Genomic DNA, 23,808 nt, shown 5'->3' on the forward strand with positions numbered 1-23,808 from the left:
ATTCCCTTTACTCAGGTTGTGAACCCAACATTTAAATATCAATTAAATGGTAATATTTTGGAAGTAGTATTTTTTCCCTTCTTCACAAAGTTCTTTTTTGTCGCTCAATCCGTGGCTTGCATTGGCTAAAGTTTCATCAAATGTCGTATTAAATGGTTGGTAATCTTTATCATAGTCAGCTTTGAATTTTTTATTATTTTTCAAAGCTGTTATTGCACTTTGCATCGCTACACACATCGGATAAAGTTCAGCTTTGTCTTGTGTACGATTTCCACGCTCAGCAATCGTTTCAATTTCACCGAGAATAGTATCAAAGTTTTTTTGAAATTTAGCATAGGTTGGTTGTGGTGCAATCAAATCTTTAAATCGATCTTGCACTGGATCTGCGAATGTATGCATGGACAATGTCGCAACGAATATCGCTGTAGATATTTTCAATAATTTCATCATCTGAATAATCCTCAATATACTTTATATTTCTACTGTTTAAATTTAAAAATCGTATGCAGACATGTTAAATCAAACATGTCTGCCTTTATGTAAAGTTACTTATGATCGGCTGGAAATGCATTCGGTGGCTGAGCATATTTATTGACGGGCTGAGCATCTTCTTCAGGTGCGTCCAACTCATAAACAACAGTGCCAATTACACCTGCGTTTTGAATAGAACCATGTTCTGAGTTTGTAGCATAAGACTCCTCAGGCTGACTAAAGGTAAAAGAAGCGACAGCGGAATCACTCTTACGGAAACCTTCAATTGTCAATGAATCATGCGCATTTAACACATAACCTGAATTACTTCGAGACGCTTCGCTCCCATTAATCACATCAACACCATCGACGCTCGCAACAACTTCAAAAGTTCGTCCCGTATGATTTTCATATTTTAGTTGATAACTCTGCCCTTCACGCCCAGATAAATAATACGTTTGACCTACGCGATACATTGGAATGTTGTTTCCATGATCATCTACAACAGAAAAACTCATTTTCCCCGCAGCCAGTGAAATAGAGTTTACTGATTTTCCTTGATATTTTTTATCGGCATACTGCACGATTGCTTCAGCCAATGGTGCATCTGTCTTACGTTTTAAATCGACTTCAGTCACATGGGAATCAATTTCATCACCCCACTTAGTTCCAAGTTTTTCATCCGCTGCAACATCATTATTTGTCGCTTCTGCGGCAGCATCTGCTGTGCTTGTTGATTCAGCTTTAGTGGTTGAATGGTTTTCTTCTGTTTTTTTCGAACATGCAGCGAGAAAAACACAGAACAATATGCAAATTAAAATATGTATTCTTTTCATTATGTCACCTATTTAAAAGCATGATTTATCGTCCAATATGAATGATGCTTTTTTTGTATTTTAGGCATCAAATTATCGGAGGTATTAGGCAACTTAGATTATTATCAATAACCAGCATAGCTTGACTGCTTAAATTTCACTATTCAGTAATTTTTATAATTTTGTAACATTATAACATTGTTAAAAAAGAGGAATCCGCTCACTCCTCTTTTAACGAAAATCACCGTTTTCAATCCGCTGGGAAAGCGTTCGGCGCGGGTGCATAACCATCATTCGGCTTTTTAGCAGGATAATATTTAGGTGCTTTAAGTTCATAAACCACCGTACCAATCACGCCTACATTTTGAATAGAACCGCTTGAACTATTTGCAGCATAGGAATCTTGAGGTTTACTAAAGGTAAATGATGCCACCGCTGAATTACTCTTTCTAAAACCCTCGATTGCAAATGAACTGTATGGACGAAGCACATAACCACTGTTCGATCTAGATGCCTGACGACCATCTAGAACATCTAAACCATCTACACTTGCTACAATTTCAAAGGTTTGTTGACTGGTATTGGAATAACGTAATTGATAACTTTGTCCATCATTGGCGACTAGAAAATAGCGTTGTCCATCACGATACAACGGTAAAATACGCCCTCGATCATCGACAACAGAAAAACTAATTTTTCCAGCAGCTAAAGAAATGCTGTTTATACTACGCCCTGAAAATTGCTTACTGGCATAGCGTATTTGAGTTTCATCAACTGGATTTTGACTTAAACGTTTTAAATCAATTTGTGTAACATGGGAACTAATATCATCGCCCCACTTAGTGCCTAAGCGTTCTTCTGAACGGACACGATTTTGAGCAGAAGTCGCTTGAGGCGATGCCATTTTGGCTGCTGGCGGTTCGGGCGCAGGAGCAGGTGCATAGTCTGCCTCAGAAGCTGTTGAAGAGTGCTGTGTGGTATTTGTTGTACTACATGCTGTAAACAATCCACTGAGCAATAAGCACAATAAAATTTTAGACTTATTCATTCTCTAATCCTTGTTTTTGAATTATATATTGCACCAGTATAGTAAATTCAGCACTGAGAATTGTTGAATAATCTTTAAACCGTTTACATTCAGCATCAATAAAAATATCAACCGATATACATCATTAAAATGTCACATTCATGATAGCTGTCTCAGTGTCAAAATCTGCTCACTACGTCCAAATGGCCCATGTACATCATGCAAAATTGAACTTGATAAACCAATGCCATCCATACCATATTGTTGTACAGCTTCAATACCCAACCATTCACCTTGCGGCATGCGGAATAGATGAATTTGCAAATCTAAGTTTGGGAAACCCCATTCAAATGGTCTAGGCTGTCTCGGGACAACACCATTCGCCATATCGGACATACAGACTAAACGAACAAAATCAGAGGTCTTTTGCCCTTCAACCATTTCAGTTTGTGTTCTGAGCCAAACTAGCCCCTTACCATGACGTTGAATATTCGATCTTGCTTCAACAGTCCGAGTATATTGACCACTCCATTGATGAATACCATCAAAAATAGGCATATTTTCAGGGGTTTCTACTTTTGAGTCCTCCAATCCAGCGATTGCAGAACTGTCTGAAAGCATCATACGCCAAGTACGTGCGACAACTAAGGTTTTGCCTTGCCCCTTCATGGTCGATTCAATCAACTCAATGGTTTTTCCTGCACGTATGCTTTGTGTGGTAATTTCAATTTCACCCAAAGCAATCAAACCGTAAATATCTAGACTAATACGCCCAATACGCATTGTTTCACGTGGATAAAACTGTTCCAATTCAGCACAAATTACACCTGTTGCAGGTGCCATATGCTGTTCATTGGGATTCCATGCACCTTGAGCATTGATTGTAGATTGATAACGTGCAGTCACAGTGCCTTGCTCGTCAACATGACGGCTCAACAATTGATAATAAGCAGACATAAACTTCCTTGTAACGATTTCTTGCTGAATTAAGTTCATTCATTGTTTTTATTTTTGTACTCAACTTTACTACGCATGTCTATGCTTAGAATCGAAACTGACCTCATCAGTTTTAAAGTTTGCTTTTATTCGGCTTTTTCATCATTTGAATGAAAAGATCAAGCTTTGAAAATATGAACAACTCGTTAAAATCTAAGCATAGATGCTTATTGATGATAATCGCGAGCGCCAAAGAGTGCTGTTCCAACCCGAACCATGGTTGAGCCTGCCATAATCGCATGTGCCATATCATTCGACATTCCCATACTCAAAGTATCCCAATCTTCAGGGTGAGCATGCTGTGCTTTCACATCGTCAAATAAAGTTTTAGCGTCAACAAAAGCCTGTGAATGATCTGGAGCGGGTATCACCATCAAACCGCGCAGTTTTAAATTCGGTAGTGGGCTGATTTGTCGTACCAACGCTGCAACCTCTTCAGGCTGACAACCATCTTTGCTGTCTTGCGCATCTATATTCACTTGCAAGCAAATATTCAGTGGAGCTAATGTAGTCTCACGCTGATTTGAAAGCCGTTCAGCAATGATTAAACGATCAACGCCATGCACCCATGCAAATTTCTCAGCAAGATGTTTGGTTTTATTACGTTGTACATGACCAATAAAATGCCATTCAATATCTAAATCTTGAAGCGCTTCAATTTTATCTAAAGCTTCTTGTAAATAATTTTCCCCAAAAGCACGCTGTCCTGTCATGTACATTTCACTGAGCATTTCACTTGGATGTGTTTTTGAAACAGCCAATAGCATCACTTGATTGACATCTCTATGTGCAGCTATGCAGGCTTGCTCAATCTGTTTTAATACATGATTTCGAGCTTGATTTAGATCATTCATCGACAAGTTTCTCATTTCTAAAAAATTTCAGCTTCCAAGCAATTAAATTGTTGGTTATGCTGAGTGAAAGGCATTATTATTCTACAAAATAATAAGGGTATGTTAACAGTTCATATATAACTTGCGTTGTGAGTTTAAATTGAGCAAACAAGGAATGGAAATGGAGAAAATTGTGAGACTATTTTCAAAGTTCATTACCTCGTTTGAAATCATTTTATTCGATACAACCTGAGCAAAACATTGTGTATATAGCTTTATGCATTGTTTGCAATGCAAGAGCGAACAGGAACTAGAATATATGAATAATCAATATACCCTAGGCAAATAGGTTTTTATTCGGGGACATTATGGATATTACAGAATTATTGGCGTTTTCCGTCAAAAACGGTGCATCGGACTTACATCTTTCAGCAGGTATGCCACCGATGATTCGTGTCGATGGTGAAGTCCGTCGAATCAATTTACCAGCCATGGAACATAAAGACGTTCATCGACTTGTTTATGACATCATGAATGATAAACAACGTCGTGATTTTGAAGAACAATTAGAAACCGACTTTTCGTTTGAAGTGCCTGGCGTTGCTCGTTTCCGTGTAAACGCATTTAACCAAAACCGTGGAGCAGGTGCAGTATTTCGTACCATTCCTTCAAAAGTTCTAACTATGGAAGACCTTGGTTTAGGGCAGACGTTTAAAGACCTATGTGAATTACCTCGTGGTTTAGTTCTCGTGACGGGTCCTACAGGTTCGGGTAAATCGACAACGCTAGCGGCAATGATCGATTATATTAACGACAACCGTTATGACCACATCTTAACGGTTGAAGACCCAATCGAATTTGTACACCAATCTAAAAAATGTTTGATCAACCAACGTGAAGTGCATCGTGATACCCATGGTTTTAACGAAGCACTTCGTTCGGCACTTCGTGAAGACCCTGATATTATTCTTGTCGGGGAGATGCGTGACCTTGAGACTATTCGTTTGGCGCTCACAGCAGCAGAAACAGGTCACTTGGTTTTCGGTACACTACACACCACTTCTGCGGCAAAAACCATTGACCGTGTGATTGACGTATTCCCTGCTGAAGAAAAAGACATGGTTCGTGCCATGTTATCTGAATCTCTTCAAGCCGTAATTTCACAAACACTACTCAAGAAAACAGGTGGTGGTCGTGTTGCTGCACATGAAATTATGATTGGTATCCCTGCTATTCGTAACTTGATTCGTGAGAATAAGGTTGCACAAATGTATTCTGCAATTCAAACAGGTGCAAACTACGGTATGACCACACTCGATCAAAGCCTGAAAGCTTTGGTTTCTAAAGGTGTCATTAGCCCTCAGGTTGCAAGAACTATGGCCAAACAACCAGAATCATTCTTATAAGAAATGGATTATTGAGGTTTAAAGATGGACTTTAATGACTTGCTCAATATGATGATTGAGCAAAAAGCGTCCGACTTGTTTATTACTGCAGATGTTGAACCATCAATGAAAATTAATGGTCAAATTGTACCTGTGGTCAAAACCAAGTTAAACGGCGAAATTATTATGTCGTTGCTCAACTCAATCATGAGTGAAAAACAGCGTAAAGAATTTGCCGATACCCGTGAATGTAACTTTGCCATCACTAATCGTGATAAAACAGCACGCTTCCGTGTTAGCGCTTTCCAACAACGTGACATGCCCGGTATGGTGTTACGTCGTATTGAAACCACGATTCCAACTATGGATGAGCTGAAACTGCCACCAATCTTGAAAGATTTAGCCATGACTAAGCGTGGCATTATTATCTTTGTAGGTGCGACAGGTACAGGTAAATCGACATCTTTAGCTTCAATTATTGGTTATCGCAATCACAACTCTAAAGGTCATATCATTACTATTGAAGACCCGATTGAATTTGTACACGAACATGCAGGTTGTATTATCACGCAACGTGAAGTTGGGATTGATACAGATTCTTTCGAAATTGCGTTAAAAAATACACTACGTCAAGCACCAGATGTCATCTTGATTGGTGAGATTCGTTCGCGTGAAACTATGGACTATGCAATTGCCTTTGCGGAAACAGGACATTTGGTTTTTGCTACACTACACGCCAACAACGCCAACCAAGCGATTGACCGTATCATTCACTTCTTTGAATCTGACCGACATAGTCAATTGTTCATGGACTTATCGCTGAATTTAAAAGCGATGATCGCTCAGCAGTTGATTCCGACACCAGACGGAAATTCACGTCGTGCAGCCATTGAAATTCTCATCAACTCACCTTTAATTGCCGACTTGATCCGTAAAGGTGATGTACATGAAATTAAAGATTTGATGAAACGCTCTCGCGAATTGGGTATGCAAACGTTTGACCAAGCTTTATTCGATCTCTACAAAGCAGGTCAAATTACTTATAAAGATGCCTTAAAACATGCCGATTCGCCAAATGACTTACGTCTACAAATCAAATTAGATGAAGAAGGTGGCGCACAGTTGCTCAATGCACACAGCAAGCTAACCTTTGACGGGCAGTAATTCATTTTCAAACCCGATCTAAAGCATTAAAAAAGGGAGCTAAATTGATTTAGCTCCCTTTTAATTTGTTGTATTTGTGTGATTTTATTTCTTACGATAAGCATCCTGACATTCAGTCGCATCACAAAAACCATATAAGTTTAATGAATGTCCTGTCAGTTTAAAACCATGCTTATCCGCTACCGCATGTTGCTCATGCTCAATGGTATCATTTGTAAATTCAATGACTTTATTACAATTTAGGCAGACAAGATGATCATGATGATCTTCCTGCATAATTTCAAAAACAGAATGATTGTTTTCAAAATGATGACGCTGAATAATCCCAGCCGCTTCAAATTGCGTTAACACACGATATACGGTTGCAAGACCGACATCTTCACCTTGTTCAAGTAATGTTTTATAAATGTCTTCCGCGCTCAAGTGGTGTTGTCTTGAATTTTCTAATAATTCCAAAATCTTGATTCGTGGTAGGGTAACTTTAAGTCCAGCTTTGCGTAAATCTTGATTTGAAATAGGCATATAAAAAGGTCTCTCAACAAATTTTAAGTTGGAATATGCAACAGAGTTGAGATGCAGTATGATCTATCCGTGGATCAATTGCATCATAATTAATTTGGGATAGTGTAGCAAAATGCAAAAAATCATGCTGACGTTATTCGTCGCTTCTTTACTTGGTGGCTGTTCTGTATTTGGAGTATACAAAGTTGATATTCCTCAAGGAACACCGTTAACCCAAGCTCAAGCTTCAAAAATTCAAGTCGGTATGACTTACCAACAAGTACGTTTTTTGCTGGGTAGTCCAACGGTTACAGATCCATTGAATCCTAATCGATGGGACTACATTTACAATTATATCCCAGGAACTTACGCTAAAAAAGCCAAGATTCCCGTAGCACATGGCCAACACTTAAAGGTTTATTTTGATCAATCAGGTATTGTCAATAAAATCGAAGGCTTGGAAACCATTCCTGAATCACAACCTGGTTTGCCTGCTTCCAAAGAAGCAATTTTGAATGCGCCCCCACTATAGACACTTTGTCATAAAAATAAACCCCTCAATGAGGGGTTTTTTATATTGACTCAATTGTTTAAAGCGATTGGTCAAATAACGGATTATTTTGAAAGCAATTGGCGATAACGATTTCCTCGGCAATAACGTCCCACAGGATTGGCTTTTGCACGATTACGGCGAATATCTTTCGGATTAATGGTCAAAGCTCTATAGATTTCAACACGATCCCCTGCTTGTAAAAGCTGGTTTATGTCTTTGCTTTTAACACCAAAGATACCAAAACTAAAACTTTCAGGTAATTGTACTTGTTCAGCTAACCCGCTTTGGGTAATTGCATCAGCAATACTCATCCCTTGAGAAAATTGTAACTCAATATGAAATTGTTGATTTTCGGCCGCATAAGCCACCCAAACCTTCTCACCTTTGGTCAAAATTTCCATCAAATCAATTGCCCAATGTAGGCTGCAATTGCCAAGAGAATCGCTAAAGGTATAACAATCCGTACTGCAATACGCCAAATATTATAAAAAGCTTCTGAACTAAAGTTCATGGCTTTACGTAGATGGCTAATCTTCATAATCCATCCTACAAAAACAGAATAGATCAAACAAATCACTAAGCCCCAAAGCATCAGTAATGGATTAAATACTAAACTGATATTTGGAATAGCCCAAATAAACAAACCAGCCAATAACACGACGAATTGAATGACGACTGCGATTTGACGTTGTGCCAACTGTTCTTTTGCCAATTGTAATAATAATGCTGCTGAAATAATGGCTGTAAATAACAGTGTATACGCTGGAATTTGTGCCGAAACAGCAAAGAATCCAAAAGCAACCACAGCAACTAGTTGTGCAACCCAAATCGGTAAAGCTGTTTTAGAGGCTTCATTTTGCTGTTGGATGCTCGATAAACTTGTTTGCCAGTAGAGACCTAATCCTAATCCAGTCGCGACTAAAGCAAGAATACTCGCACTCCCCCATTCCTTAAACTCTACAGGAGTCACATGCCATGGTTGTAAAGCTGTACCAAACACATTGGCAAGCAGCAATGACAACACCACACCCACTGCAGTCAAAGCAATCAGAAACTGGCGAGGAACAAAAGACAAAGCAAAAGCGAGAATTGCAGCACCAGCAAACAAAATATGAGTTGCTACAGGAATTTGTGCAATCTGTACTGCACTTTGGCTAATATTGAATAATATGCCACCTGCCAAGAACGGAATAAAAACAACAGCCAACCAACCTACGATACGCCAAGATTGAGAAGCATCAGCATCACGTGTTAAGCCTGACAAAGCATTTAATGCTGTCGTTTTAGAGCGCTTGGCCAAAGCAACTTCCAAATAAGCTATAGGCAATGCTAAAACGAACATTGACACTAACCACAATATCCAAAAATCAATTTGTCGATCAATTTGAATACCTAGACTTGGCGCCAAGCCTGCGATAATCATAAATGACAAACAAAATGCCATGAGCGGCGATAACCATCGTGACATAGAGTAATCCTGCATGAGGTGTTTCGTAAAAAGTTCTGCTATTTTGCCTTTCTCGATTGTGAAAATCAAAGTTTAAAAGAAAAAAGCAAATCATCTTGTTCAGATGACTTGCTGCGCTAGATTTCTGTTCTATTTTTTCTTTTTATTCCCTCTGAATTTTTTTAGTTAGAGAGCCGAGTATTTCTCATAATTCCCAAACTCAAAAAGACGGATTATGAAAAAAATCTTGCAAACCAGTTCTTCCCTTTTTTCTTTTCATTGTCTTTAATAATTCCCATCATATTTAACTTTACCGCACCCACATAATCAGCATCATCATGTTGAATATGGTTAATTAACCATTTAGACAAAACTTCATGTAATTCATGTTCTATCGAATGACCTTGTTCAAAACTCGTCCGATAGCCTTCAATACGTTTAATAAATAGATCATGTACACGTTTATGTGGAACACGATATTTATAGCCTGCTTCTTCTTGTAAACTTTCTTCAAATGTAAAATGTGACTGGGTATAATCGATAATATTATCCAGAACATTCTTAATTTTAGCCCGATCCGTATTTACCCCAACTTCATTTATTTCATTGATATAATCCAAAATTCTTTTATGCTGATCGTCAATCACATCGATACCAGTATTATAATCTGGAATCCATTTCATCTTCATACGATCACCTTTTAAATAACATTTTCACCTTTTCAAATCATAGTAACGCCTTAATTTCAAAATAAAAATAAACTGTATTAGTCGGAATTCACCATAAAAACCAATTATTTACTTAAACCACTGTTTAAACTAAGTTATTATTTTAAACTCAACCAAAAGAGTCAGATATTTTTTAATCAATATGAAAATATCATCAGATTACAGAACAAATTTAAATATATAGAAAATAAAAGACCTTTAATAAAATTAAAGGCTTTTTATTATTCATTAAAAATAAGTTAATATTAGACTATTTGCGAATAGTAAAATTGTGATGCACTTTTAATTTATAATAGAAGTTCCCTCTCCTTTTAAAGGAGAGGGCTAGGGAGAGGATTTATATGATAAATATCCCTCATCCTAACCTTCTCCCAGCGGGAGAAGGGACTTTCAATATTAATTTTTGATTACTTTTCGACTTATACAATAAACAAAAAGTCTATTGATCTGCTTTAGTCATCCTAACTAAACTAGGGTTTTCAGCTTCACGCAATAATCGTTCAACTTGAGTGATTGCTGTTTTAATAACTCGACCATCTTTAAATAAAATCATTTCTCCTGCTTTATAGGCAGTCCATGTCTCATTATGGGTTAATGGTTCAGTCGTAATCACAGCAACACGATCTTCAGCCGTAGTAAATTTACTAAAATCAATATCGACATCTAAATCGACTAATCTGGCATGTTTAAACGGATACTCTCGAACAATCCAATGCAATTTGGTCGTCGCATAACTAAAGAGAGCTTGCCCATTGGACAGACAAAAATTGAATGTGCCATGTTCTGCAATTTGTGGTGAAATTTCTTCTAATAACGCAAAAATATCGTTCAAACTTGGCTCATCATAACCAAACTTTAACACCAATTGTTCAAGTAAATAACAAAATGCCAGCTCACTATCCGTACTTCCAACAGGTGTAAAATGCCCTGATAATCTTGGATTAAAGTCATGTAAATCACCATTATGTGCAAAAATCCACTGTCTTCCCCATAGCTCACGCATAAAGGGATGTGAATTTTCTAAAGTGATTTTACCTTGAGTGGCCTTGCGAATGTGCGCAATCACATTACGAGACTTGATTGGATAATTTCGTATCAATTCTGCAATCGGAGATTCAACCGCAGATTGATTATCGACAAATAAACGGCATGCTTTATCTTCAAAAAATGCGATACCAAATCCGTCAGAATGATCAGATGTTATTCCTGCACGTTGTGAAAAACCACGAAAGGAAAAAGTAATATCTGTTGGTGTCGCACAGTTCATTCCAAGCAATTGGCACATAGTTCATTCATACAGCGTTTTAGTTATGCGAATATTGTGCATGAGTCAGTACCTGCTTGCAAATCAGAATCATGAATAAAGTTTGCAAACAGGTTTATATCCAAGCAAAACTTAACAATGAAGCCAGACCAACTAAGTATTATCTCAATGATATTGTTAACGATTGACCATTTTGTTTAATACAAAATTTTTCACAATGTCATTGATCTCTACAAATACAAAATAGTCTAGGCAATTAAATGTTTCATCGTGATAGGCTTGTTTAGACAATTGAGCATTCATTTTCAAATATACATCGAATAATTTAGGAATCCGCTCATCTTGCGGAAAACTATACTCAGGATGACTAGGCTCATAAGCTGGTTTTGCTTTTACATCAATACATTGGTCAGCATTTAATTGTTTTAGATATTGATGTGTATAGTAAGCACGTGCTTTATTATCTTCCAGACGAATGCTGACACAGCCAATCAAGTATTTGGCTTTCATTTTCCATAATACTGTAGGAACAAGATTGAGCCATAACATCGATAATGCACGCCCATTACGATAGCGTGGATGTACACAAGTGCGTCCTATTTCAACGATATTACTCAATTCTGAAAACTGTGATACATCAAACTCTTGTGAACTATAACTCTGTTTTAATTCATGGCCTTGAAAGCATTTTAAGCGTGTATAAGCAACAATTTCATTGCTCCATTTATCACGTAACACGGCGTGTTCACAATCAAGATCATACAAGTCCTGATCTATACCATTTTCAAAATGAATGCCGAATTGATCTGCAAATTGTACTGCTCGAAATTTTTGTACTTCTTTGAGTTGTTTCAGGTCTTCAACCCATTCAAATTTATATTGTGATTGTGCTTTTTTTGGTTTTGGTAAAGGTAAGCTCAAGTTTTGACGATATTGATTTAGTTTTGCAAACATGTCTTCGGCTCCTAGTGCTTTTACTTACACTAGGCATTCTGCATGACACTGATATGACTAAATAATGAATATTTTAAAACAGTGGATACATGATTATTTTCAATAATAAGATACAAAAAAGCCAGTGTTTTCACTGGCTCAATGTTTATATGAATTAATGTGTTGGTTTTACACGATTGGTAATCAGCGTTCCAACACCATGATCGGTAAAAATCTCAAGCAAGGTTGCATGTGGTACACGACCATCGACAATATGCGCGCTCACAACACCACCTTTTACAGCATCCAATGCACATCCGACTTTAGGAATCATACCGCCATAAATCACACCTGTTTCAATCAGACGATCGACTTCTTGTGTCGTTAAGCCAGTCAACAGATTCTTATTTTCATCAAGCACGCCTGAAATATTGGTCAGGAGGATTAATTTCTCTGCGCCTAAAGCTTCAGCGACTTTACCAGCAACCAAATCTGCATTGATATTATAAGTTTGACCATCTTCATCTACACCTAAAGGTGCAATGACTGGAATAAAATCACTTTGGGTAAACATTTCTAAAACATCAGTTTTAACACCTGTGACTTCACCAACTAAACCTAAGTCAATTTGAGTTACGGTGCCATCATCCTGTATTTTTTCCATCAATAATTTTTTGGCACGAAGCAAATTACCATCTTTACCCGTCAGACCAATTGCACGACCACCATGTTTATTGATCAAATTTACGATCGATTTATTGACACTACCACCCAAAACCATTTCAACCACATCCATGGTTTCAGAATCAGTCACACGCATGCCATCGATACGATCAGACTCACGCCCTAACTGCTTGAGTAATGAATCCACTTGAGGGCCACCACCATGCACCACAATCGGGTTTAAGCCTACAGTTTTCAAAAGTACGATGTCACGAGCAAATGAGCTTTCCAAAGCTGGATCCGTCATTGCATTACCACCATATTTTACAACCAGTGTTTTTCCTGAAAAACGTTGGATGTATGGCAAAGCCTCAGTCAATATTTGTGCTTTGTCGATGCCAGCATGCTGATGTGACATTCGCCTCTCCTTAATGAGCTGTATAGGTTAGACTGATGTATGCGGAGGACGCAAAAACAGTCAATGCGCTTGAAGAATATCTTGAGCGATCATAGGATAACGATCACTGAGCATAGACGCAAATGTCTGACGAATTTCATTGAGATGAATTGGACAGTCCGCATCAAAACGCACAGTGAAATACTCACCTGTATTTGATGCTCGAATAATGCCAAAACCATGTTCAAAATCAAGTCGAACACCATCAATTTTGCTCAGTTCAGCGGCAAACTTTTGACTTAAATGTTCAATTTCATTCAACACAACTTTAGGGTCGGTTTGATGGGTACTGATATAAGTATCTTCAGTATAAAAACGATCTGGATAATGGACTAATATTTCAGATAATGTTGCTTTTGGAAATAAACACAAATATTCCATCACACGTAGTGCCGCATATAACCCATCATCATAGCCCATGCCACGACCATCATTAAATACATAATGCCCTGCATATTCTCCACCAAATACAGCACGACCTTTCGACTGTGACATATATTTGCGTAGGAAGCTGCTTCCTGTACGAATCATCTTGGCATGACCGCCTAAACGCTCAACGGCTTGACGCACCATGGATGAACATTTCACATCAAAAACGATTTCGTGTTGCGGATGTTCTTTCAAACACATCTGCGCAAACAAAGCCAATAAACGATCTGCTGAAATAATGTGTGCCATTTCATCTAATATCACGACACGATCACCATCACCATCTAAGGCAATTCCAATATCTGCTTGGTGGTTTAAAACATTTTGGCGTAATAATTCTAAATGCGTTGCTTGTGAAGGGTCTGGTGCATGATCAGGGAAATTACCATCCGCATTACAACGAATTGCGATCACCTCACAACCCAGTTTCTTCAAGACCAAATTGGCACAATAACCTGCTGAACCATTTAAACCATCAATCACCACTTTTAAAGGCTTAGATAGGTGAATGTCTTTTAAGATTGCGGTTTGATAAGGTACACAAAATTCGGATTTAATCTGATGAACAAGGCTTGGATTGTTTGTTAATGCTTGAGTAGCTTCAAACTTTTCATTTTGAAGATATTTTTGTTGATTAGCTTGAAAATAATGTTCCGCTTGAAGCCCTACTTCTTGAATCATTTCAGGTGAAGGCGGTTCACTTTGCATAATCCATTTGAAACCATTGTCTGTTTTAGGATTATGACTGGCTGTGACCATGATACCATTACCCGCTGTTTGTCGTGCAGCAAAGTACAGCTGTGGTGTTGAACAGCATCCAATTTCTATAACTTGGATATTTTTTTGTTGGAATACATTTTGAATAATATGAGCAAAAGTAGGACTGGTTAAACGTGCGTCATAGCCTAAACTAATCTGAGATTGACCATTTTTTATAAATTGATTTGCCAAGGCATCAGCAATCGCCTGAACACATTCAGGTCTAAGCAGGTCAACTTTTCCACGAATATCATATGCACGGAAAATTTGGAAAGGAAAATCGTTCATTTCAATCATAAGCAAAACTTCTAGCTGCTTAACCTTATATCTCTCAGCTAAAGACACTCAATGATGCCTTAGCAACTTATTCAAATTTTTTGTTCAAGGTTAGAGGCAAAATATATAAACTGACAATACTATATGCAAATTTGAAATATTATATATACATACTTTTTGTTACATATTAAAAATATATAAAAAAGCCTGATAAATCAGGCTCTAAAACTCAGTAAAACTTAGTTTTTACCCGTATGACCAAAGCCACCTGCACCACGCTCAGTGGCTTCAAATTCATTTACAACATCAAACTGCGCTTGAATTACAGGAACAAGTACATACTGTGCTAAACGTTCGCCGGGTTCTAAAGTAAAGCTATTTTGACCACGGTTCCACACAGAAACCATCAATTCGCCTTGGTAGTCTGAGTCAATTAGGCCAACTAAATTACCCAAAACGATACCGTGTTTATGACCTAAACCCGAACGCGGTAAAATTAAACCTGCAAAGTTTGGATCTTCAATATAAATCGCCATTCCTGTTTTGACTAAAACAGTTTGACCTGGTTCAATTTGTATTGCCTCTTCAACACATGCACGTAAGTCCAAACCTGCTGAACCAGTTGTTGCATAGGTTGGCATTGGCCATTCTTGACCTAAACGTGGATCAAGTACTTTTACTTGAACTTTCATATTGAAATCCTTTAGTGGAAAAATTAAAAATTTATTGCCAACTCATTAAATATCTTTGAAATCTTATTCATCTCAAAATCACCGTTTTCTCACAGCAAGAGTAGAAATCAATAGGATAAAATCCACCCTTGCTCAAACCTTCCTCTTTATTTAGAGAAAGGTTCGGTGAAATTGGGCAATATTCAACAGATTGGCTTGAGTTAAAATCAACGTTTTAATAACGCCTTTAAGTTCTGCAAATACTGCTGAGCTTGTTGTTTAGGATCGACATTTTCAGCCAATTTTTTCTTACGTCCTAACCAATCCAACTCATCTTGTGGTAACTCATCTAAGAAGCGACTTGGTGTCATTTGCTTCATTTGTCCGCCATTTTTACGCTGTTCAGCTAAGGTCAAAGTCAAACCTTGCTGAGCACGTGTAATGCCCACATACATCAAACGGCGTTCTTCTTCAATGGTTTCAGCAGCAATCGAGTTTTTATGCGGAAGTAATTCTTCCTCAAGGCCCATGATATAAACGAATGGAAATTCCAAACCTTTAGATGCATGTAAGGTCAACAAATTGACTTTATCGGTGTCTTCTTCTTCCTGTTGCTGCTCAAGCATATCGAGCAACACCATTTTACGAATCACACTTTCGATGTTCTTTTCATCGACATCTTCTGCACGGTTAATCAAGCTTTGAATACTGGTATATAGCATTTCAACATTATCAATCTTGGTTTTTTCTTGTGCAGGTGTTGCCGCCGTTTCACGTAAATAATCGATATAACCTGCTTCATTCATCATCTGACGGATTTTAGGTACAGGTTCATCATCATCTAAAAGTTCACGTGTGAAATCATTGATAAACCCTGCAAATTCAGCCAATTGAGTCGTCGCTTTCTTTGGCATAACCATGGTTAAACGTTGATCACTGGCTGCCGACAATAAAGATAAGTGATTTTCTTGAGCGAATAAGCCCAATTTTTCCAAAGTTACAGGTCCAATTGCTCGTTTCGGTGTATTGATAATTCGTAAAAATGCACTGTCATCTTCTGGATTGATAATGATGCGTAAATAACTCATCACATCTTTAATTTCTGCACGTCCAAAGAAAGATTGACCACCTGAAAGTTTGTAAGGAATCTGCATTTGGCGCAGTTGTGTCTCCAGTACACGTGCTTGGAAATTTCCACGGTACAGTACCGCGTAATCCTTCCAATTTTTCCCATTCATTAATTTGTGTGTCAATAAATCCTTTACCACGCGCTCTGATTCATCATCATCATTGCGACAAGTGATTACTCGAATCACTTCACCATGACCTTTATCACTCCACAATTTTTTATCGAATAAATGTGGATTATTTTCAATCACCTGATTCGCCGCTTTTAAAATACGACTGGTCGAACGATAGTTTTGTTCTAATTTAATGACTTTTAGATTGTGAAAATCTTCTTTCAGCAATGCCATATTTTCAGGCTTAGCACCACGCCATGCGTAAATAGATTGGTCATCATCACCCACTGCGGTGAATTGTCCCATTACACCAACGAGTAGTTTGACGAGAATATACTGTGCTGTGTTGGTATCTTGGTATTCGTCGACTAAAAGATAACGCACACGATTTTGCCAACGATCACGTACTTCAGCATTGTCTTGAAGTAATCGGGTTGGCATGACAATCAAATCATCAAAATCTACAGCATTGTATGCACGTAAATTACGCTCATAAAGTTGATATAAATGTGCCAGTTGCACATCATCATTCGTCTCACAGGTGGTATGCGCCTGCTCTGGAAGAACAAGGTCATTTTTCCAGTCAGAAATCTTCTTCATTGCCTTGGCAATCAATTCTTTGCTTTCTGCACCCGACATGTTGTCACGGTGCATTAAGTCCATCAGAATCCGTTTACAATCATCTGCATCAAGAATAGAGAAGTTCGCTTTAAGTGGTGTATTTTTAAGTTCTAGACGTAATAAATTTAGACCGAAATTATGGAAGGTAGAAACCGATAAACCTTTACCTTCTTCTTTTCCCAAGAGTTTTCCTACACGCTCTTTCATTTCACGTGCAGCTTTATTGGTAAATGTCATTGCCGTAATTCGATACGCAGGAATACCACACTGCTGTACGAGATAAGCAATTTTTCTTGTAATTACAGAAGTCTTACCTGAACCGGCCCCTGCAAGTACTAACAAGGGTCCTTGAGTATATTTCATGGCTTCAAGTTGCTTGTCATTCAATTGACTTGCTTTAGACATCGTTCATCCTCTAAAAACTTCGAGCTCGATTATAGTCATCAAAACCACAGTTGCAAAATGCTTTATGTGAATGTGTCCGACTAAAAAATTGAGCGCATAAAAAACCACCCGAAGGTGGTTTTAACAATGCCATCATTCTCAAAAACTTAACGCTTTAGAGAAAAGTTCAGCATTATTTTGTTTCATAAACTGTAATTTCTACACGACGGTTTTGCTCACGCCCAGCAGCCGTTGAGTTGTCTGCAATCGGAGAGCTTGAACCATAACCACGAGCCGTCATACGACTTGCAGAAATCCCTTGAGTAGAAAGGTAGTTCAATACAGATTGAGCACGATTTTGTGACAATGGATTATTGATTGCGTCACTACCCGTATTATCTGTATGACCATGAATGACCAATGCAAGTTTGCCTGCTGTACCACCTTCAGCCAATACACGTGCAACATCATTCAACGCTGACTGGAATTTTGGCTGAATAACAGCTGAATTTGTTGCAAAAGTTACGCTAGGCATCACCATGTTAATTGAGCCATCTGGATTACGGTTAACATCAACACCAGTACCCGCAAGTTCTTGGCGTAAACGTTTTTCTTTTTGATCCAACAATAATCCTGCGCCACCGCCAACGACTGCGCCAATTGCAGCAGCTTGCCCCATTTTATCTTTATCTGCATTTGAATATGCGATACCTGCGCCAATTAAAGCACCGATACCAGTACCAATAGCAGCTTTGTCATATTCCATATTTTGGCAACCAGTCAGTGCCAAAGCGCCAACAACCGTAGAAATTACAAGTGCACGCATTTGCTTTCCTCTTTTTCTTTGATATTAAAAAAATCGAATCATAGCAAACTACAATTCGATTTTTGTGTTTTGACTACAAAATCGCCTTCATTCTATAACGATTTCTTAGCTTGCAGCATAAATACTAATTTCTACACGACGGTTTTGCTCACGACCAGCAGCAGTTGAGTTATCTGCAATCGGGTTTTGAGAACCATAGCCTTGCGTGTCAATACGGCTTTGAACACCTTGACCTTTCAAGTAGTTTGCTACAGAAGCAGCACGGTTTTGTGACAATGGGATGTTGATCGCATCCGTACCTGTATTATCGGTATAACCAGTCACAAGAATTACGCTCTTGTTATCTTCTTTCAAGGTTTGAACAACTTTATTCAACGTACTGTAAAAGTTAGGTTTGATATTTGATTTATTGGTATCGAAAGTAATGCTACCCGGCATAATTAGGGCAACAGAACCATCTGGATTACGGCTTACATCAACACCAGTACCTGCCATTTGTTGGCGAAGTTTTTTCTCTTTATTGTCTAAATAAAGACCTGCACCTGCACCCAAAGCTGCACCAATTGCTGCTGCACGGTTATTTTGCGCAGAGCTATTTGCATTTCCACGAGACAAACCGTAGCCTGCCGCTGCACCAATTAAACCACCCAAGGCAGCTTTGTCGTATTCCACGCCGCCAATGTTATTACCAGTTGTTTGACATCCTGATAATGCCAAAGCCCCTGCTGTTAAAGTTGTAATTAATAGTGCACGCATAGCATGCCTCCTCGTTGTGTTTTTTGTTAAGCTTAAGTTTCTTATAAATAATAAATTTCCACTAGGGGCATTTTGTTAAGAATCTCTCATTTTTTTACATTTTGTAATATATTGCGCAAAGTTTGCAAAACTGATCATCATAATTTGTACACAGTTTATAAATGTCCCTTTTTAATTGAGCAACGAACGTCTATATTTAGGAATTCATTCGAATATGCAAAAATGATTAGGACTGTTCTATGTCATCTCAGCAACAGAAGCAACCTATTTTAAAAAAAATTACGAAAGGACTAACCGTTGGCACAGTGATCACTGGGAGCACCTTTTTTCATGGCCCTCCAGTTTTAGCACTTGGCTTAACCAAACTGGTCCAAAAATCTAAAAAAATCGATGAAACCAATATCAATATTGCCAACAGTTGGTTAAGTATCAACAACTGGTTAATCGACCATGTTTTGTCCGAAACGCAATGGGATATGAGCATTGATGACGGTTTAGACCTGAATATGCAAGGGCGTTATCTCATGACATGCAATCATCAAAGTTGGGTAGATACCACTGTAAATCAATATTTTGGTTTAACACGTATGCCACTTACTCGTTTTTTTACCAAGTGGGAACTGATTTTCATCCCTTTTGTGGGACAAGCCTTTAAAATTCTAGGTTTCCCAATGATGAAACGACATACCAAAGCCCAAATCTCAAAAAATCCTGAGCTAAAGTATCGTGACTTAGAAGAAGCTCGCAAAGCCTGTGAACAATTACTGAGTCAACCTTTCACTTTATTGAACTATTTGGAAGGTACACGTTTTACTCCAGAAAAGCATCAACATCAGCAATCTCCATACACCAATCTACTCAAACCTAAAGCAGGTGGTTTGGCTTTAGCACTCAATATTTTAGGTGATAAGATTGACGCTTTAGTAGATATGACCATTGTTTATCCAGAGGGTGCGCCCGGTTATGGTGAGTTTTGGTTAGGTGAAGTGCCTCGAATTGCAGTCAATATACGCAAGATCGAGATTCCTGATTGGGTTCTTGGGGGAAATTACGAAGACGACGCTGAATACCGTGAACGTTTTCAAAAATGGGTTGATGATTTGTGGACTGAAAAAGACCAATTGATTAGTCAGATGAAAAACAAATACATAAGCTAAATAGATACGCTAAGCTGAAGGCTTCTTTCATCGTATTATTTAACAATCAATATTTCTCAGTTTAAAACACTATGAAAGAAGTCAGCTTTTAAAAGGAATTGTAATGACAGCGCAAGAAATCAAACAAGAACCTAGCCAAAATACAATAAATAAAACAAGCATTCGTCAGCATATCCGTCATGATACAGTCGGTTGGAAACTGTTTTTAGCTTATGACATCTTTATGATGTTCATCATCGTATTCAACTTATTTTGTTTATGTGCCAATGCACTATTGATGAGTAACTTTGGGAACTGGTTCTTTGAAAGTATTCATCTACCTCAAGTTTTACAATATTACAAAGATGCTCTACACCCATGGGTAGTTAAAACCGAAAGTTGGTTTATTACTTTTTTAATTGCAGAATTACTCATCCGTTGGTTCATTGCCATTATTTATAAACATCATACACGTTGGTTCTTCTTCCCTTTTATTCACTGGTATGAAATTTTAGCCATTAGCCCTTACTTACGGTTTTTACGTCTCATTCGTGCGGGGGTTATTGCTTATAGATTCCATGAAATGGGCTATAAAGTCGTTCCCGACAGCATCATGAAACGTGTTTTGTTTTATTATCGTGTGGTGATGGAAGAATTATCTGATCGTGTTGTGATTACTGTGATTGATGGCGTAAAACAAGAGTTGGATACCAGTTCCAGTCATAAAAAAATTATTCATGATTTGGTCGATCATCATCGTGAGATATTCGCCAAAGCGATTGCGGAAGTTTTACAAGAATCTTTAGCCACTGAATTGAATGCACAACGTCAGTTAATCACCAATAATGTGGGGCAAATTGTTCGCCAAGCGATTGAAGATACACCGCAATTAACGCAATTACTGCGTATGATTCCAATCGCAGGCAGTATGATTGAGAATCAAATTCAGAATATTGGTCAACAATTAGGTGAAAATATCACTCAAGGTCTGATTCAACCTTTTACTGAAGGCAATGTGAAGCATCCCAATGCAACCTATCAACTCATTTCAACAAAACTGAGTCAGTTAAATATTGAAAATCAATCTCTTGAAGAATTGGTTGAATCTGTGGTCTATGAGAGTTTAGAATCACTGAAGAAACAAGTTGCTGTAAAACAATGGCAACTGGAATTGAATAAAAATGATCAAGCTGAAAAATAAATTTTTCATTGAAATTATTTGTATCTTTGCTAGAGAAATCGTTCAATTTGTTCTAGCATTTGCGCTATTTCACAAATTAACTTTAGATAGAAAATTTTAGGTCACAAGCCTTTTAAGGAATAATTATGGCTGATATACGGATTACAGGCAGAATGGTTAATTTTACACGATTAACCTTTGATACAAATGATCATGATGCCATCCGCCAGCAATTAACTTCGATGATGAGTGAAACCTCTTATCAAGGGGCTTTAGTCATTATCGATACCACAGTTGAACAAGAGCTTATTGCGCTTATTCAACTGATGATTAGTCTTGATTTACAACCTATGGCCGTCATTGATGGTTTATTGGGTGATCAGGCACGTGCGATTCAATTCCCTGTTTTGCCAGCAGATCGTCCTTTACAACGTATCAAACCGACCAAAGAACAAGTGGTCGAAACACCTGTAAAAGAACAAAGTTCTTCTGCCAAAGTTGTTGAAAATACTGCGCTTGCAAATGCTCAATCGGAAACACCAAAATCCTTTAGTCATGTGACGTCTTATCACGATGAAATCTTAAGAACTGGGCAATGCCTTGTTCAAGATCATGGTGATATTATTCTCAACGCTGGGATTAACAGTGGTTCTGAAGTAATTGCTTCAGGAAATATACATATCTATGGCAGTGTTCGTGGTAGAGTCATCGCAGGCGCAGGCGGGAATACCGCTGCAAGAATTTTTTGTCATTCATTAGAAGCCGAATTGGTTTCTATAGCAGGAACATATTGTGTAGCTGATGATATTCCACAAGATGTGGTCAAAAAAGCTGTACATATTCACCTGAATGATCAACAAGAGCTAGTCTTTGAAGCTCTTCAATTTTAATGTAAATTAAACACCATAAAAAATCCCCAATTAAAGGGATGACCATAACAGGAGTGGATTCGGTGGCCAAAATTGTTGTCGTTACATCAGGCAAAGGCGGCGTAGGTAAAACTACGACGAGCGCATCTTTTGCAACAGGTTTAGCCCTACGTGGTCATAAAACTGTTGTTATCGATTTTGACGTAGGTTTACGTAACTTAGACTTGATCATGGGTTGCGAACGTCGCGTTGTTTATGATTTTGTAAATGTTTTAAATAATGAAGCACGTTTGCAACAAGCCTTAATTCGCGATAAAGATATCGAAAATTTATATATTTTACCTGCTTCACAAACACGTGATAAAGACGCATTAACAGATGATGGTGTCGCTCGTGTTATGGAAGAACTTTCACAAGAGTTTGATTATATTATTTGTGACTCACCTGCAGGTATTGAACGTGGTGCTATTTTAGCCATGTATCATGCAGATGAAGCGATTATTGTGACCAACCCTGAGATTTCATCTGTACGAGATTCAGACCGAATTATTGGTATGCTCGACAGCAAAACCAAGAAAGTTGAAAATAACGAAGGCCGTGTTCGTAAACACTTATGTATCACGCGTTTCAACCCTGAACGTGCTGATAAACAAGAAATGTTAACGATTGAAGATATTTCTAAAGATATTTTACGTGTTCCAACGCTAGGTGTTATTCCTGAATGCCCAAGTGTGCTTCAAGCATCGAATGAAGGTAAACCTGTTATACTTTATCAAGAAGCATCTGCAGGTCAGGCTTATGATGACTTAGTTGCACGTTTCTTAGGTGAAGAACGCCCTTACCGTCACATTACTGTGAAACCTAAGGGTTGGTTAGCACGATTATTTGGAGCGTAAAAAATGGCAGGATTTTGGAGTAAACTTTTCAGCAACGATGACAAACCATCTAGCGCCCAAACTGCTAAAGATCGCTTAAAAGTTATTGTTGCTTCTGAAAATGGTTTAGGTAAACGTCTAAGCCAAGACAAGATTGATCAAATGAAGAAAGAAATCATGCAAGTGGTCAATCGTTATGTTCGTGGTGTAGATGAACAACACATTCAAATGCAAGTTCGTTCAGAAGCGAATATTGAAATGTTAGAAATGAATATCAATTTACCTGAAGAACGTTAATTTCATTATTGATTAGTCAAGTAGATTGAATCAGGGCAAAATATGAGACAGGATTAGCGAAGCACCGCTTCGCCCTGTCGCAAGACGAGAAGCTGTGCTTCGAGTGGACTGGATTAGCAAACTTAAAGCACTGCTTTAAGGCTTCGCCCAGTCGCAAGCGAGAAGCTATGCTTCGAGTGGACTGGATTAGCAAACTTAAAGCACTGCTTTAAGGCTTCGCCCAGTCGCAAGCGAGAAGCTATGCTTCGATT

Annotated in this window: 25 protein-coding genes; 8 read left to right on the plus strand and 17 right to left on the minus strand. The window is 38.1% G+C overall.

The genetic code is table 11. From position 1 onward, the window contains the following. Positions 1-42: 42 nt before the first annotated feature. The 5 genes from ACY45D_RS13865 to ACY45D_RS13885 all read right to left on the minus strand — a co-directional run bounded on the left by ACY45D_RS13865 (position 43) and on the right by ACY45D_RS13885 (position 4,163). Complete coding sequence (locus tag ACY45D_RS13865) at positions 43-450, minus strand: hypothetical protein (RefSeq protein WP_463107256.1); 408 nt, start codon at positions 448-450, stop codon at positions 43-45. Between the two features lie 95 nt (positions 451-545). After that, entirely contained in the window at positions 546-1,307 is a 762-nt protein-coding gene (locus ACY45D_RS13870; protein ID WP_463107257.1) for a hypothetical protein, read from the minus strand. A gap of 229 nt (positions 1,308-1,536) precedes the next feature. Continuing rightward, on the minus strand, positions 1,537-2,334 hold the full coding sequence (locus ACY45D_RS13875; protein WP_463107258.1) for a hypothetical protein: 798 nt from the start codon (positions 2,332-2,334) through the stop codon (positions 1,537-1,539). A gap of 138 nt (positions 2,335-2,472) precedes the next feature. Next, positions 2,473-3,270: a thioesterase family protein gene (locus ACY45D_RS13880; protein ID WP_463107259.1), complete on the minus strand. Its 798-nt coding sequence runs from the start codon at positions 3,268-3,270 to the stop codon at positions 2,473-2,475. A 206-nt stretch (positions 3,271-3,476) separates the two neighbouring features. After that, positions 3,477-4,163, minus strand: coding sequence for a YggS family pyridoxal phosphate-dependent enzyme (locus ACY45D_RS13885; RefSeq protein WP_463107260.1), 687 nt, complete (start codon positions 4,161-4,163; stop codon positions 3,477-3,479). Between the two features lie 347 nt (positions 4,164-4,510). Here ACY45D_RS13885 and ACY45D_RS13890 point away from each other — a divergent pair, with 347 nt between their 5' ends. Next, on the plus strand, positions 4,511-5,548 hold the full coding sequence (locus ACY45D_RS13890) for a type IV pilus twitching motility protein PilT (protein WP_463107261.1): 1,038 nt from the start codon (positions 4,511-4,513) through the stop codon (positions 5,546-5,548). Positions 5,549-5,572: 24 nt separating this feature from the next. Next, positions 5,573-6,691, plus strand: a complete 1,119-nt coding sequence (locus tag ACY45D_RS13895; RefSeq protein WP_463107262.1) for a PilT/PilU family type 4a pilus ATPase — start codon at positions 5,573-5,575, stop codon at positions 6,689-6,691. Between the two features lie 84 nt (positions 6,692-6,775). On the opposite strand, the gene fur is transcribed toward ACY45D_RS13895, so the two are convergent. Then, complete coding sequence (gene fur, locus ACY45D_RS13900; protein ID WP_089606454.1) at positions 6,776-7,213, minus strand: ferric iron uptake transcriptional regulator; 438 nt, start codon at positions 7,211-7,213, stop codon at positions 6,776-6,778. 112 nt (positions 7,214-7,325) lie between these two features. Between fur and ACY45D_RS13905 the strand changes: the two genes are divergently transcribed. Then, on the plus strand, positions 7,326-7,724 hold the full coding sequence (locus tag ACY45D_RS13905) for an outer membrane protein assembly factor BamE (RefSeq protein ID WP_089606453.1): 399 nt from the start codon (positions 7,326-7,328) through the stop codon (positions 7,722-7,724). A gap of 83 nt (positions 7,725-7,807) precedes the next feature. Here ACY45D_RS13905 and ACY45D_RS13910 read toward each other — a convergent pair whose 3' ends face one another. The 11 genes from ACY45D_RS13910 to ACY45D_RS13960 all read right to left on the minus strand — a co-directional run bounded on the left by ACY45D_RS13910 (position 7,808) and on the right by ACY45D_RS13960 (position 19,200). After that, positions 7,808-8,146: an RnfH family protein gene (locus ACY45D_RS13910; protein WP_463107263.1), complete on the minus strand. Its 339-nt coding sequence runs from the start codon at positions 8,144-8,146 to the stop codon at positions 7,808-7,810. After that, entirely contained in the window at positions 8,146-9,228 is a 1,083-nt protein-coding gene (locus tag ACY45D_RS13915; RefSeq protein ID WP_463107264.1) for a hypothetical protein, read from the minus strand. The genes ACY45D_RS13910 and ACY45D_RS13915 overlap by 1 nt, the downstream gene beginning before the upstream one ends. Positions 9,229-9,425: 197 nt before the next feature. After that, positions 9,426-9,881: a bacteriohemerythrin gene (locus ACY45D_RS13920; RefSeq protein ID WP_463107265.1), complete on the minus strand. Its 456-nt coding sequence runs from the start codon at positions 9,879-9,881 to the stop codon at positions 9,426-9,428. Positions 9,882-10,359: 478 nt separating this feature from the next. Next, positions 10,360-11,205 (minus strand): class II glutamine amidotransferase, encoded by an 846-nt coding sequence (locus tag ACY45D_RS13925; RefSeq protein ID WP_463107266.1) that lies wholly within the window; start codon positions 11,203-11,205, stop codon positions 10,360-10,362. A gap of 156 nt (positions 11,206-11,361) precedes the next feature. Continuing rightward, positions 11,362-12,138, minus strand: coding sequence for a GNAT family N-acetyltransferase (locus ACY45D_RS13930; protein ID WP_463107267.1), 777 nt, complete (start codon positions 12,136-12,138; stop codon positions 11,362-11,364). 154 nt (positions 12,139-12,292) lie between these two features. Next, complete coding sequence (gene argB / locus ACY45D_RS13935) at positions 12,293-13,198, minus strand: acetylglutamate kinase (protein WP_463107268.1); 906 nt, start codon at positions 13,196-13,198, stop codon at positions 12,293-12,295. Between the two features lie 60 nt (positions 13,199-13,258). Continuing rightward, positions 13,259-14,722 (minus strand): phosphomannomutase/phosphoglucomutase, encoded by a 1,464-nt coding sequence (locus ACY45D_RS13940; protein WP_463107269.1) that lies wholly within the window; start codon positions 14,720-14,722, stop codon positions 13,259-13,261. Positions 14,723-14,940: 218 nt separating this feature from the next. Beyond that, entirely contained in the window at positions 14,941-15,393 is a 453-nt protein-coding gene (gene dut, locus ACY45D_RS13945) for a dUTP diphosphatase (protein WP_463107270.1), read from the minus strand. A 206-nt stretch (positions 15,394-15,599) separates the two neighbouring features. Beyond that, positions 15,600-17,639 (minus strand): UvrD-helicase domain-containing protein, encoded by a 2,040-nt coding sequence (locus ACY45D_RS13950; RefSeq protein WP_463107271.1) that lies wholly within the window; start codon positions 17,637-17,639, stop codon positions 15,600-15,602. 172 nt (positions 17,640-17,811) lie between these two features. Next, positions 17,812-18,444 carry an OmpA family protein gene (locus tag ACY45D_RS13955; protein WP_463107272.1) on the minus strand — a complete coding sequence of 211 codons (633 nt, stop codon included), beginning with the start codon at positions 18,442-18,444 and terminating at the stop codon, positions 17,812-17,814. A gap of 105 nt (positions 18,445-18,549) precedes the next feature. Further along, the gene (locus ACY45D_RS13960) at positions 18,550-19,200 is read right to left on the minus strand and encodes an OmpA family protein (protein WP_463107273.1); all 651 of its coding nucleotides are present in this window, start codon (positions 19,198-19,200) and stop codon (positions 18,550-18,552) included. Positions 19,201-19,439: 239 nt separating this feature from the next. Here ACY45D_RS13960 and ACY45D_RS13965 point away from each other — a divergent pair, with 239 nt between their 5' ends. From ACY45D_RS13965 to minE, 5 genes are all read left to right on the plus strand, one after another. Further along, positions 19,440-20,357, plus strand: a complete 918-nt coding sequence (locus ACY45D_RS13965; protein WP_463107274.1) for an acyltransferase — start codon at positions 19,440-19,442, stop codon at positions 20,355-20,357. 103 nt (positions 20,358-20,460) lie between these two features. Next, positions 20,461-21,537, plus strand: a complete 1,077-nt coding sequence (locus tag ACY45D_RS13970; protein ID WP_463107275.1) for a preprotein translocase subunit SecA — start codon at positions 20,461-20,463, stop codon at positions 21,535-21,537. 125 nt (positions 21,538-21,662) lie between these two features. Further along, a complete protein-coding gene (gene minC, locus ACY45D_RS13975) occupies positions 21,663-22,406 on the plus strand; it encodes a septum site-determining protein MinC (protein WP_463107276.1) in 744 nt (247 codons plus the stop codon). Positions 22,407-22,468: 62 nt separating this feature from the next. Further along, on the plus strand, positions 22,469-23,281 hold the full coding sequence (gene minD / locus ACY45D_RS13980; RefSeq protein WP_010115379.1) for a septum site-determining protein MinD: 813 nt from the start codon (positions 22,469-22,471) through the stop codon (positions 23,279-23,281). A 3-nt stretch (positions 23,282-23,284) separates the two neighbouring features. Further along, positions 23,285-23,557, plus strand: coding sequence for a cell division topological specificity factor MinE (gene minE, locus ACY45D_RS13985; protein WP_004722763.1), 273 nt, complete (start codon positions 23,285-23,287; stop codon positions 23,555-23,557). The last annotated feature ends 251 nt before the right edge of the window (positions 23,558-23,808 follow it).

Source organism: Acinetobacter sp. BZX-2 (assembly GCF_055179795.1).